The organism is Streptomyces sp. (assembly GCF_050698815.1).
Taxonomy (GTDB): Bacteria; Actinomycetota; Actinomycetes; order Streptomycetales; family Streptomycetaceae; genus Streptomyces.
Window position 1 is genome coordinate 1 of the sequence record NZ_JBOHCV010000748.1, and the last position, 12,144, is coordinate 12,144.

A 12,144-nucleotide genomic window follows, 5' to 3' on the forward strand; every position below is an offset into this window, starting at 1 on the left:
GTCCCGTAGATGTAGAAGTCGAACCACTCGATGGTCGAGCCGATGAAGGCTCCGATTCCCGCGCGGTTGGCGGTCTTTCTCTGCTCCTGAGTGAGAGGCGCACTCATGCGGCGGCTCCGTGCTGTGCCGGGGACGGGAAGACTGGACGGCGGTAACCGTGCCAGCCAAGTCCGAGACGGGTCCAATACCGAATCCCTGACGCAGTGAGACGGTCCGTGTATCAATGCGCAGGGCGTACGCCTCAGTCCGCGACGCGTTCGAAGACGGCGGCCAGCCCCTGGCCGCCGCCGATGCACATCGTCTCCAGTCCGTACCGTGCCTGCGTGCGCCGCATCTGGTGGGCCAGCGTCGTCAGGATGCGCGCACCGGTGGCGCCCACCGGGTGGCCGAGCGAGATGCCGGAGCCGCAGGTGTTGATCCGCTGCTCGTGGTCGGTGGCCGTCAGGCCCAACTCGCTTGTGCAGGCCAGGACCTGGGCGGCGAACGCCTCGTTGAGCTCGATCAGGTCCAGGTCGGCGAGTGCGAGCCCGGCCCGCTCCAGGGCGGCACCGGTGGCCCGTACCGGCCCGATCCCCATGGTCTTGGCGGGCACGCCGGCCCGGGCGAAGGAGACCAGCCGGACCAGGGGTGTGAGGCCGAGCCGGTGCGCCGTCTCCGCGCTGGTGACCAGGCAGAGAGCGGCCGCGTCGTTCTGGCCGCTGGCGTTGCCGGCCGTGACCGTCGCCTCCGGGTCCGTCTTGCCCAGCACCGGGCGCAGCGCGGCGAGTTGATCGGCCGTGGTGTCCGGCCGGGGGTGTTCGTCCACGGAGACCACGGTCTCGCCCTTACGGCCGCGCACGGTGACCGGCACGATCTCCTCCGCGAACCAGCCCTCTTCGATCGCGCGGGCGGCCCGCTGCTGCGAGCGCAGGGCCAGCGCGTCCTGGTCGGCGCGGCTCACGCCGTACTCGCGGCGCAGGTTCTCCGCCGTCTCGATCATGCCGCCCGGCACCGGGTGGTGCTGGCCGCCCGCGGTGACCCGGCCGCGGGCCAGCGCGTCGTGCAGCTGCAGCCCCGGGCCCTTGATGCCCCACCGGCCCTCATGCGTGTAGTACGGGGCCGCGCTCATCACCTCCACGCCGCCCGCGATGACGACTTCGCTGAAGCCCGCCCGGATCTGCATGGCGGCGTCCAGCACCGCCTGCAGCCCGGAGCCGCAGCGCCGGTCGGTCTGGCTTCCCGTCACCGTCTGCGGCAGCCCGGCGTCGAGGGCGGCGACCCGGCCGATGGCGGGGGCCTCGGCACTCGGATAGGCGTGGCCGAGGATCACCTCGTCGACGCGCGCGCCGTCGATGCCGCTGCGGGCGACGACCTCGGAGATGAGGTGTGCGGCCAGCGCCGCGGGCCGCTGGCCGGCCAGGGCGCCGCCGAACCGCCCGATCGGGGTGCGCAGCGGCTGGCAGATGACGACATCGGACTGAGCTGACGCTGACATGGAGCGGCCTTCCTGGCTCGGTGCGGGGCAGCATCACGCTGCCACCACCCATTGATCGGGGTCCAATATCCGATGTGCCTCGGACTGATACGGGCGAGCACTTAATGGGCGGAATCCGGATCCGCACCGGGGGCAGTCGTCGCCGGCCCGGACGCCGGTGCGGTCGTCGGCAGCACCGACGGCGCCGGCAGTGGTGCGGGCAGCGCCTCCCCGGCCACGTCCAGGACGCTGCGCAGCGCCGCCGAAGGGTTGTCCGTACGCCACGCCAGCGCCATCCGCAGCAGCACCGGCGGCCCGCTCAGCGGGCGGTAGACGAGGCCGGTCTGCTGGATGTGCATGCAGGAGGTCAGGGTGAGCGTCACCCCGACGCCCATCGCCACCAGAGCCAGGATCGTGTACGAGTCCGGCGCCTCCTGCACGATCCGCGGATGGTGCCCGGCACTCTCGCAGGCCTCGACGGCGACGTCGCGCAGGCTGGATCCGGACCGGGCGGGGAAGCTCACGAACGGCTCGCCGGCCAGATCGGCGACCGAGATGCGGCGCCGTCGCGCGAGCCGGTGGTCCGAGGGCAGCGCGCAGATCAGCTCCTCCTCGGCGATCACCCGGTGCGCCACCCCGGGCTGGGTCACCGGCAGCCGTACGAAGCCCAGGTCCAGGGAGCCGTCGGCGACCCGTGCCAGGGCGCGGTTCGCGTAGGTCTGGCCGCGCATGACCAGCTCGATGCCCGGGTGCGCGGCCCGTACCGCACGGGTGAGCCGGGGGAGGGTGGCGTGGCTGGAGGCCCCGGCGAAGCCGACGCTGACCCGTCCGTACTCACCGCGCCCGGCCGCCTTCGCCACCCGGGTGGCGATCTCGAGATCCGCCAGGACGGTGCGGACCGGCTCGAGGAACGCCTCCCCGGCACTGGTCAGCCGCACCGAGCGGGTGCTGCGCTCGAAGAGCTGCACCCCCAGCTCCTTCTCCAGCTGCCGGATCTGCTGGCTCAGCGGTGGCTGCGCCATGTGCAGCCGCTTGGCGGCGCGGCCGAAGTGCAGTTCCTCGGCGACCGCCACGAAGGAGGCCAGATAGCGCAGTTCCACGAGGGCTCCCGCTTCCCGGAGCGGACGGCTCCGCCGCCCAGTTATCAGTTTCACGTCTCAAACTGACCTTAATTCGGTATTGGACCCCAATCAATGGGGGGTGGGACGGTGGTGCTGCCCGTCCGGGCCGCCGCACCCGCGAACCCGAAGGAGACGCCGTGGAGACCGCCGCCGAGGACACAGCCGCCGAGGGCAAGGTCATGACGATGCGGGACGCGATCGGCGCGTACGTGCGGGACGGCGACACCGTCTCCCTCGAGGGCTTCACCCATCTCATCCCCACCGCCGCCGGGCACGAGATCATCCGGCAGGGCCGCCGGGACCTCACGGTGATCCGGATGACCGCCGACATCGTGGTCGACCAGATGCTCGCGGCCGGCTGCGTCTCCGGACTGGTCTCCTCCTTCGTCGGCAACTCCTCGGCCGGTTCACTCGGCGAACTGCGCCGCCGCGTGGAGAGCGGGCAGCCCGAGCCGCTCCGCTTCGAGGAGTACAGCCACTACGGGATGATCTGCCGCTACCTCGCGGGCGCGCACCGGCTGCCGTTCTACCCGCTGCGCAGTTACGGCGGCAGTGACCTGACCGGGGTCAACACCGCACTGCGCAAGGTCACTTCGCCCTACCCCGGGCCCGACGGCGAGACCGAGGAGATCTACGTCGTGCCGCCCGTCAACCCCGACGTGACGATCGTGCACGCCCAGCGCGCCGACCGCTCCGGCAACACCCAGATCTGGGGTCTGACCGGCATCCAGGCCGAGGCCGTCTACGCCGCCCGCAAGGCCGTCGTCGTGGTGGAGGAGGTCGTCGAGGACGAGGTCATACGCTCCGACCCCAACCGCACCGTCATCCCCGCGCACGCGGTGGACGCCGTCGTCGCCTGCCCCCGCGGCGCCCACCCCTCCTTCGCCCAGGGCTACTACGACCGGGACAACGCCTTCTACCGGGGCTGGTCGCAGATCAGCAAGGACAAGGAACGGCTGACGGCCTGGCTGGCGGAGTGGGTGTACGGCACCCGCGACCACGCCGAATACGTCGAGCGGCTGGGTGAGGAGTTCTGGGCCGGGCTCGCGGTCGGCGAGGCGATGAGCCTGCCGGTCAACTACGGTCGGCGGCAGTGACGCGCCGGTGCCTCGACTCACCGATGACCGGCCGGGGACCGAACCGCCCGGCCACCCGCCGCAGGAAAGTGAGCCCGACATGACCGCACAGGCCGAGACGACCGCCTCCGGGATGACCCCCTCCGAACTGCTCTCCGTCGCCGCCTCCCGTGAACTGGCGGGCCGGCGCGTGGTGTTCGCCGGCATCGGACTCCCTACGCTGGCCGCCTCGCTGGCCCATCTCACCGTCGCCCCCGGACTGGAGATCGTCTACGAGTCCGGGGTATGCGGTGCTCATCCCTCCCACCTCCCGGAGACCATCGCCGACGCCGTGCTCATCACCGGCGCCGAGGCGGTGCTGACGATGCCCGCGCTCTTCGGTTCGGTGCTCCAGGGCGGCCGCATCGACGTCGGCTTCCTCGGCGCCGCCCAGATCGACAAGTGGGGCAACCTCAACTCCTCCGTCATCGGCGACTGGCACCACCCCAAGGCGCGGCTGCCCGGCTCGGGCGGCGCCAACGAGGTGATGGCCAACGCACGGGAGGTCTTCGTGGTCATGCGCCGCCACGACCCGCGTTCCTTCACCGAGGAGCTCGACTTCTGCACCTCGCCCGGCCCCGACCGCGCGCTGGCCGACGGCATCCGCCCGCTGGGCGCCGGAGTCACCCGTGTCATCACCGAGCTGGGCATCCTGGCCCGGGAGGGTGTCGGCGAGGAGCTGCGGCTGACCGCCGTGCACCCCGGCGTCACCGCCGAGGACGTCCGTGCCGCCACCGGCTGGGACCTCCAGACCGCCGAGGAGGTGTCCGTCATCGGGGCACCGACCGCCGCCGAACTCGCACTGCTGCGCGAGGACGTCGACCCCGACCGCGTCTACCTGCGCTGAGACCGCCGCGACCCTTCCGCTCCAGGAGGAACCCCCATGACGACAAGGGACTTCGGTCTCACCGAGACGCAGCGCGACTTCCGTTCCATGGCGGCGGACTTCGTCGACGCGGAGATCGCACCGCACGCCCGCGACTGGGACCGCGCCGAGCGGGTCGACCCCGGCATCGTCAAGCGGCTCGGGCAGCTGGGTTTCCTGGGTCTGACCATCCCCGAGCAGTACGGTGGCGTCGACGCCGACCTGCTGTCGTACGTGCTGGTCACCGAGGAACTGGGACGTGGCGACTCCGCCGTGCGCGGCATCGTCTCCGTCTCCCTCGGCCTGGTCACCAAGACCATCGCCGCCCACGGCACCGACGAGCAGCGCGAGCAGTGGATCCCGCGGCTGGTCGGCGGCGACGCCCTCGGCTGCTTCGCCCTCACCGAGCCCGGCACCGGCTCCGACGCCGGCTCCCTGACCACCCGGGCCACCCGGCAGGGTGACGACTGGGTGATCGACGGCGCCAAGATGTTCATCACCAACGGCACCGTCGCCGAGGTCGCGCTCACCTTCGCCCGTACCAGCGACAACGGCATCACCGCCTTCCTGGTGCCCACCGGCACCCCGGGCCTGACCGCCACCGAGATCCACGGCAAGCTCGGGCTGCGCGGCCAGGCGACCGCCGAGCTGACCTACGAGGGCGTACGGGTCCCGGACGCCGCCCGGCTCGGCGCGCCGGACCGGGGCCTGGGCATCGCGCTCGGCGCACTCTCCCGTGGCCGGATCTCCGTCGCCGCCGGCGCGGTCGGGCTCGCGCAGGCGGCGCTGGACGCGGCCCTGGGATATGCCGCCGAACGCGACCAGTTCGGCAGGCCCATCGCCTCCTTCCAGCTGGTGCAGGAGCTGCTCGCCGACTCCGCGGTGGACCTGCGGGCGTCCCGGCTCCTCACCCATCAGGTGGCCCGGATGGCCGACGCGGGCGCGGCGCCCAAGGAGTACGCGACGGACGCCTCCGTCGCCAAGTACCACGCCAGCGAGACCGCCGTCCGCGTCAGTAACAACTGCCTTCAGGTCTTCGGCGGTTACGGCTTCATCGACGAGTACCCGGTGGGCAAGTACCTGCGGGACGCCCGGGTGCTCACCCTCTACGAGGGCACCAGCCAGGTGCAGAAGCTGATCATCGGCCGCGCCCTCACAGGCGTGAACGCCATGACGTGAGGGGACCCGCGCTCCGGCGGGTTTCCAGGCTGCCGCGGGAGCACCATGGGTGAGACAGTGTGTCGCCAGTGAACGGAGCGCCAAGGGGGCGGGGCAGTGACCGACGGACCTGAGATCGACACCAGCAGACCGCACTCGGCCCGGGTCTACGACTACTGGCTGAACGGCAAGAACCACTACGACGTCGACGCCGCCGCCGCCGAGGCGGTCGTCAAGGTGTGGCCGGGCGTGGTGCTGGGCGCCCGGCTGAACCGGGAGTTCATGCACCGGGCGACCCGCTGGCTCGCGGCGGAGGCGGGCATCCGGCAGTTCCTGGACATCGGTACGGGCATACCGACCGAACCCAACCTGCACCAGGTCGCCCAGAGCGCCGCCCCGGACGCCAGGGTCGTCTACGCCGACAACGACCCCATCGTGCTGCGGTGCGCACAGGCGCTGCTGCGCAGCACGCCCGAGGGCCGCACCGCCTATGTGCACGCCGACTTCACCGACCCCGACAGCATTCTGGCCGCGCCCGAGCTGCGGGAGACGCTCGACCTGAACGAGCCGGTCGCCCTCTCCCTCATCGCGCTGCTGCACTTCATCACCGATGAGCGCGGGGCGTACGAGACCGTCGCCCGGCTGATGGAGGCCCTGCCGTCGGGGAGTTATCTCGTCGTCTCCCACGCCACGGCGGATTTCGACCCGGATCTGCTCACCCGGGTCGCCGAGGCCTACCAGTCGACCGTGACCGAGGGGCAGATCCGCTCCAGTGCGGAGGTCACCAGATTCTTCGACGGCCTGGACCTGGTCGACCCGGGCGTCGTGGTGGCCCACCGCTGGCACCCGGACGAGCGCGAGCCGCGACCGGACATCACCGACGCGGAGTTCCCCGTGTACGGGGGAGTGGCGCGCAAGCCGTGACGCCGTGAACCGGTGAGGCCCGCGCGTCGCTTCCGGCCTGGTCGCGCATGGTCGGGCTGACCGGGGGTAACTGGTGGCGAGAACAGAACCGACCCTCCGGGGGTGCGAGTCACGTGCTGACGTTCCTGACCGACATGAGCAGGAAGGCGAAGACCACGGCGAAAGGAAAGACAGGACAGAAGGCCTCGAAGGGCACATCGAAGAGAACTCCGAAGAAGACCTCTTCGAAGACGACCAAGAGGACACCCGGGAAGACGGCCAAGAAGACGGCCAAGAAGACAGTCGGCAAGCCGCGGGCCGGCGCCCGGGACAGCTCGCTCACCCAGCAGCAGCTGCCGCTGGTGGCGCGTGTGCTGATCCTGCTGGCGGCGTTCGCGGCAATGGTCGGATTCGCCGTCGTGCTGTCCCGGCTGACGCTGGAGCCGTCCGCGGCGTCCGAGTCGCTCACCCACAGCAATCTGCGGCCGGGCGACTCCATCCGCGCCTACCTCTCGCAGCCCGCCCTGCGCGACACGTTGAAGCAGCTCGGCGGGAACATCGTGCTCGGCATGCCCTTCGGTGCGCTGCTGCCGGTGCTGGCGCCGCGCACCCGCGGGCTGCTGCGCGTGATCCTGACGACCGCGGTGGTCATGCTGCTGGTGGAGCTGGTGCAGGGGGCGCTGGTCACCGGCCGGGCCTTCGACATCGACGACGTCATTCTCAACTCCACCGGCGCCATGCTCGGCTATCTCATCCTCGGGCGGTGGCTGGGCCGGGCGGTGCACCCGCGCCGTCCTCACTGGTGGCACCGCCGGACGGTCAGCTCTTCCCGGACCCGGACCCGGACCCGGACCCGTTCGCGAAGCTGACGGACACCTTCTCGTAGCCCAGGGAGCGCAGCAGCTCCCGCAACATGTTCCTGGTGTTCTTCTCCGCACGGGCGGTGAGGTCGCTCTTCTGCGCAGCGTCACCGATGTGGCGCACCGCGAGTTTGTGCACCTCCCGCTCGTCGCCCGGATTGTCGGAGAAGAGGTCACCGAGCCGGTCGAGTAGCCCGCGCTCCTTGGTCACGGCGTAGGAGCGCTCGGCGTCCAGCGCGGGCTTCTCCAGCCGGGCGTGCGGCAGCGTCAATGCGGCCGCCTTGCGGTTCTTGGAGACCTTGACCGCCTTCTCGCCGACGTTCCCGAGGTCCACGTACGCCCCGACGCTCCCCTTGCCGACGAAGAGGGTTCGGTTGCCGAGTACCGCGTCCGGCAGGAACTTCGCGTCCTTGTCCAGGTCGACGACGACCTGGAAGGAGCCGGACGCCGCCTCGTAACGGCTCATGTCCTGGATGGACTTCAGCAGTACGGGCCCGGTGCGGTCCTTGGTCTCGGTCCCGAAGGGGTTGCGCAGCTGGGGCAGCAGATTCAGCTGCCCCACCACCAGCAGCAGGACGATCAGCAGGACCAGAGAGAGCGGAACGGTGACCCACCACGGCGGGCGCTTGCGGGTTTCGGCTGAACGCGGTGACGGTGACATGTGACCTGCCCCTCCGGAGCTCGAGTGGACTTCGCGACATCGTCCCGTATGCCCCGGCGCTTTCGGTTCATGAGCCGCCCGGCGCTCCGCCTCCGGGCGGAAAGGCCTGGTCCACGAAGGAACCTCGGTGACGCCTGCGGCCCTCATGCGGGTGTCATGAAGATCTCCGGCCCCCGGTATTGGCCGAACGGCGCCACAGGCCGTACATTCCGTCCCTTGTGCTCCTTGCGCAACAGCCCCCTCACGCAAACACGTTGGCGGGGACTGGACAGGGGCATGTGCGGGAATGGGACGTACAGCGTTGTGGCACAGTCAAAGTACCCCTCGCGCCGCGCGCGAGGAGGAATGGACCGGAGCGGAGACGTATTCACTGTGGCGAGACCCATGCGTTCACTGCACGCGGGAGCGAGAGCATGCGCCTGACCGAGGTGTCCGGTCCCGGCGGCCCGCCCGAACGCCGGGTCGCGGACAGCGGCCTCGCCGGGCCCGCGGTCCCCAGGAAGGTGCTGGGCGAGCGGCTCCGCCGGCTGCGGGAGGCGCAGTTCATCTCCCGGCAGCAGGCCGGCGAGGCCATCCGGGCCTGTGCCGTGGCGATCGAACGGCTGGAGCGGGGACACACCGGCTGCCAGGAGCGGGACGTGACCGACCTGCTCACCATCTACGGCGTGACCGACGAGATCGAGCACGCCACGATGCGGGAGCTGGCCGCCCAGGCCAACCTTCCCGGCTGGTGGCACGCCTACGCAGACGTGGTGCCCGACTGGCTGCACACCTACCTCGGACTGGAACAGGCCGCGAGCGTCATTCGCGGGTACGAGGTCCAGTTCGTTCCCGGGCTGCTGCAGACCCCCCAGTACGCCCGCGCCGTCATCGAGCTCGGACACCCGGGCGCCTCCGAGGCACAGCTCCAGCGCCGGGTCGACTTCCGGATCCGCCGGCAGCGGATCCTGTACGGCCGGCGGCCCCCGCACCTGTGGGCGGTGATCGATGAGGCCGCGCTGCGCCGCCCGGTCGGCGGTCCCGGCACGATGCGCGGCCAGCTGCGGCACCTCATCAGCGTCCTGGACCTGCCGCACGTGACCGTGCACGTGATGCCGTTCGAAGCCGGCGGGCACGCCGCCGCCGGCGGTCCGGTCACGCTGCTGCGCCTGCCCCAGCGGGAGCTGCCCGACGTGATCTACCTCGAGCAGCTCATCAGTGCCGCCTACCCGGCCGAGCGCGAGGACGTCGAGTACTACCGGCACGTGATCGACCGCCTGGTGACGGCGGCCGCACCGGCGGCCAGCACCCCTTCGATCCTGCGCGGCATGCTCGAGAACAGCCAGGTCTGGTAGGCGCTGCGCGCGTCCCGAGCGTCCCCGCGTCACGCCCGGTCGAGGTTGAGTCCGCCGGTGCCCGGCGCGGCGGTGGCCGGGGCGGTGAGGGTGCGCCACCACGCGGTGTCCGGCAGGACGGGCGCGGACGGCTCGAAAGAGCCGCCCGGCACCGGTACCGCCGCCCGTACGCCCGCGTCCGCGGCGGCCGACAGGGTGCGCTCGCCGGGCTCCGCCCAGGGGTGCGGGGCGAGGTTGAAGGTGCCCCAGTGGATCGGCAGCAGGGCACCGCGGCCGCCGGTGAGATCGAGGTGGGCGCGCACCCCTTCCTCGGGTGTCATGTGGATGTCCGGCCAGAACTCGCTGTAGGCGCCGATCTGGATCATCGTCGCGTCGAACGGTCCGTACGCGGCGCCGATGTCGGCGAAGCCGGGGAAATAGCCCGTGTCGCCGCTGTGGAAGACCCGGTGTCCGGGGCCGGTCACCGCCCAGGAGGCCCACAGGGTGCGCTGCTTGTTGCGCAGTCCGCGGCCGCAGAAGTGCCGGGCCGGAGCCGCGGTGAATCTCAGCCCCGCGATGTCCGCCGACTCGTGCCAGTCCAGCTCGGCGAACCGGTCCGGGCGCACGCCCCACCGTTCCAGATGCGCGCCGACGCCGAGCGGGACGGCGAACCGTACGTCGCTCGCGGCGAGTTCACGGATGGTGGGCAGGTCAAGGTGGTCGTAGTGGTCGTGCGAGATGACGACGGCGTCGAGCGGGCCGAGCGCCGCCAGCGGGACCGGCGCGGGATGCAGCCGCTTCGGCCCGATGAAGGAGAACGGCGAGCAGCGCATGCCCCACACGGGGTCGAACAGCACCCGCCTGCCGTCCAGCTCCGCGAGCACCGTGGAGTGCCCGAGCCAGGTCAGCCGCAGCCCGGAGGCGGGCGGCGCCGACAGATCGGGGCGGGCCAGCGGAATGGTGCCGGCGGGTTTGCGGCCCATGCGGCGCAGCAGTGCGCGTGCCATGTCGCCCCGGCCCCGGGTGGGCTGCGGAGTGGTACCGGCCGGGACGGGATTGCGGAATCGGCCGGCCGCCGGGTCGTAGTGCGGTGACCGCTCGATGCGGGCAAGCCGTTCGCCCGACGGCTCGGCGCCGAAGGCCGCTGGTCTGAAGCCGGGTCTGAAGCCGGGTACGCCGCTCATGGAAAGATCTCCCGTTCTGCCGATGATTCCAGAACGCAGCCTGACCACCGGATTGTTCCGGGACCGCCGCTCTCGCGCGCCCGACGGCTCCCGACGACTTCCGAGACTCCCGATGACTTCTGACCGCCGCGCCGGTCGGTACCGGCATGACCACGATGATTGATCTACGGCCGCAGGCCGGCCATGTGACGGTGTTGCTCGACGGAGTCTCCGACGACCAGCTGGCGGCGCCGACGCCGTGCGAGTCCTACTCGGTGGAGGACCTGCTGAAGCATCTGCTGGGCCTGACCGTCGCCTTCCGGGACGCCGCGCGGAAGGACTGGGGTGAGACCACGGCCACGGACCCCGCCACGCCCATGCCGCCGCTGCCGGACGACTGGCGTGACCGTCTGTCCGTCCAGCTCCGCGAACTCGCCGAGGCGTGGCGCGAGGAGGCGGCGTGGGAGGGGGAGACCCAGGCCGGCGGCATCACCCTGCCGGGCGCGGTCGCCGGCGTGGTCGCGCTGAACGAGCTCGTGCTGCATGGCTGGGACCTGGCCCGGGCCACGAGCCAGCCCTACACCTCGGATCCCGGCAGCCTGCGCACCTCGATCGACATGCTGTCGCAGTCCACCGCCCCGGAGGACCGGGGTGAGATCTTCGGCCCGGTGGTCGAGGTGCCCGCGAACGCCCCGCTGCTGGACCGCGCGGTCGCCCTCGGCGGCCGGCGCCCGGACTGGACGCCCGTCGCGCGGTGACGCCGCCGTCCGCCCGGGCGTGCCGTGCGCGGGCCCGCGTGGTCAGCCGTCCCCGCCGGCCGCCGCCCGGGAGACGGACAGGGCCGTCGCCATGATGGTGAGCTGCGGGTTGACCTCCGAGCAGCTGGGCAGCGCCGAGCCGTCCGCGACCAGCACGCCCTGCACGCCCCGCAGTCGGCCCTCCGGGTCGGCCGGGGCGGTCTGCGGGTCGGCGCCCAGCGCGACCGTGCCGGTCGGATGGAACGCCGACAGGTGCAGCTGCCGGGCGCTCACCCCGCCCAGCAGTTCGCCGAGTTGGGTCTTGGACCGGGCCCGCGGGGCGGCGGGGATGCCGGTGAGGACCTCCTCGGCGCCGGCCGCGAAGAGCAGCTCGCCCATCGCCTCGATCGCGCGCAGCAGCCGCTGTCCGTCGCGGGGGGTGAGGTCGTAGCGCAGCAGGCTCCTGCGGGCGCCCATGACCCGGCCCGACGGCTGGTCGGCGATCATCGCGCCGATCGTGGCGAGCGACCCGGCGCCCTCCAGTTCCGCGCGCAGTTCGCGGCCCACTCCGGGCAGCACGAACGAGCCCATGCCCGGCGGCCCGGCGGTCGCCTCGATGAGGATGCCGTCGCCGTGCAGCTCCTCCACGCCGACGCTCTGCAGCACGCCCTGCCAGGCGGTGACCGGTTCCGCGAAGCGTCCCGCGACGCTGGCCGCCGGGTGGACGGCGAGGTTCCGGCCGAGCCGCGGGTGGCCGCCGAGGCCGGAGCGGCGCAGCAGCGGCGGCGACTGCAG

12 protein-coding genes are annotated in these 12,144 nt (G+C 71.9%); 7 read left to right on the forward strand and 5 right to left on the reverse strand.

Translation table 11 applies throughout. The annotated features are described in order from the left end of the window. Positions 1-241 precede the first annotated feature (241 nt). Both ACRDP3_RS26510 and ACRDP3_RS26515 read right to left on the reverse strand, forming a co-directional pair. Positions 242-1,474: an acetyl-CoA C-acetyltransferase gene (locus ACRDP3_RS26510; RefSeq protein WP_431519540.1), complete on the reverse strand. Its 1,233-nt coding sequence runs from the start codon at positions 1,472-1,474 to the stop codon at positions 242-244. Positions 1,475-1,575: 101 nt separating this feature from the next. Continuing rightward, positions 1,576-2,553 carry a LysR family transcriptional regulator gene (locus tag ACRDP3_RS26515; RefSeq protein ID WP_431519550.1) on the reverse strand — a complete coding sequence of 326 codons (978 nt, stop codon included), beginning with the start codon at positions 2,551-2,553 and terminating at the stop codon, positions 1,576-1,578. 200 nt (positions 2,554-2,753) lie between these two features. On the opposite strand from ACRDP3_RS26515, the gene ACRDP3_RS26520 reads away from it, so the two are divergent. The 5 genes from ACRDP3_RS26520 (at position 2,754) to ACRDP3_RS26540 (ending at position 7,484) form a co-directional block, all read left to right on the forward strand. After that, entirely contained in the window at positions 2,754-3,671 is a 918-nt protein-coding gene (locus ACRDP3_RS26520) for a CoA transferase subunit A (protein WP_431519551.1), read from the forward strand. A gap of 79 nt (positions 3,672-3,750) precedes the next feature. Next, a complete protein-coding gene (locus ACRDP3_RS26525; RefSeq protein ID WP_431519541.1) occupies positions 3,751-4,536 on the forward strand; it encodes a CoA-transferase subunit beta in 786 nt (261 codons plus the stop codon). Positions 4,537-4,572: 36 nt separating this feature from the next. Next, positions 4,573-5,733 carry an acyl-CoA dehydrogenase family protein gene (locus ACRDP3_RS26530; RefSeq protein WP_431519542.1) on the forward strand — a complete coding sequence of 387 codons (1,161 nt, stop codon included), beginning with the start codon at positions 4,573-4,575 and terminating at the stop codon, positions 5,731-5,733. Between the two features lie 96 nt (positions 5,734-5,829). Further along, positions 5,830-6,636 (forward strand): SAM-dependent methyltransferase, encoded by an 807-nt coding sequence (locus ACRDP3_RS26535; protein WP_431519543.1) that lies wholly within the window; start codon positions 5,830-5,832, stop codon positions 6,634-6,636. A 113-nt stretch (positions 6,637-6,749) separates the two neighbouring features. Beyond that, on the forward strand, positions 6,750-7,484 hold the full coding sequence (locus ACRDP3_RS26540) for a VanZ family protein (protein WP_431519544.1): 735 nt from the start codon (positions 6,750-6,752) through the stop codon (positions 7,482-7,484). On the opposite strand, the gene ACRDP3_RS26545 is transcribed toward ACRDP3_RS26540, so the two are convergent. Further along, positions 7,435-8,136, reverse strand: coding sequence for a DUF4230 domain-containing protein (locus ACRDP3_RS26545; RefSeq protein ID WP_431519545.1), 702 nt, complete (start codon positions 8,134-8,136; stop codon positions 7,435-7,437). The genes ACRDP3_RS26540 and ACRDP3_RS26545 overlap by 50 nt on opposite strands. A gap of 413 nt (positions 8,137-8,549) precedes the next feature. Between ACRDP3_RS26545 and ACRDP3_RS26550 the strand changes: the two genes are divergently transcribed. Continuing rightward, the gene (locus tag ACRDP3_RS26550) at positions 8,550-9,470 is read left to right on the forward strand and encodes a helix-turn-helix domain-containing protein (protein WP_431519546.1); all 921 of its coding nucleotides are present in this window, start codon (positions 8,550-8,552) and stop codon (positions 9,468-9,470) included. Between the two features lie 29 nt (positions 9,471-9,499). On the opposite strand, the gene ACRDP3_RS26555 is transcribed toward ACRDP3_RS26550, so the two are convergent. Then, a complete protein-coding gene (locus ACRDP3_RS26555; RefSeq protein ID WP_431519547.1) occupies positions 9,500-10,633 on the reverse strand; it encodes an MBL fold metallo-hydrolase in 1,134 nt (377 codons plus the stop codon). 146 nt (positions 10,634-10,779) lie between these two features. Here ACRDP3_RS26555 and ACRDP3_RS26560 point away from each other — a divergent pair, with 146 nt between their 5' ends. Further along, positions 10,780-11,370 (forward strand): TIGR03086 family metal-binding protein, encoded by a 591-nt coding sequence (locus tag ACRDP3_RS26560; RefSeq protein WP_431519548.1) that lies wholly within the window; start codon positions 10,780-10,782, stop codon positions 11,368-11,370. A 42-nt stretch (positions 11,371-11,412) separates the two neighbouring features. Here ACRDP3_RS26560 and ACRDP3_RS26565 read toward each other — a convergent pair. Next, positions 11,413-12,144 (reverse strand): GMC family oxidoreductase (locus ACRDP3_RS26565; protein ID WP_431519549.1); only part of this gene is annotated, 732 nt, incomplete at its 5' end.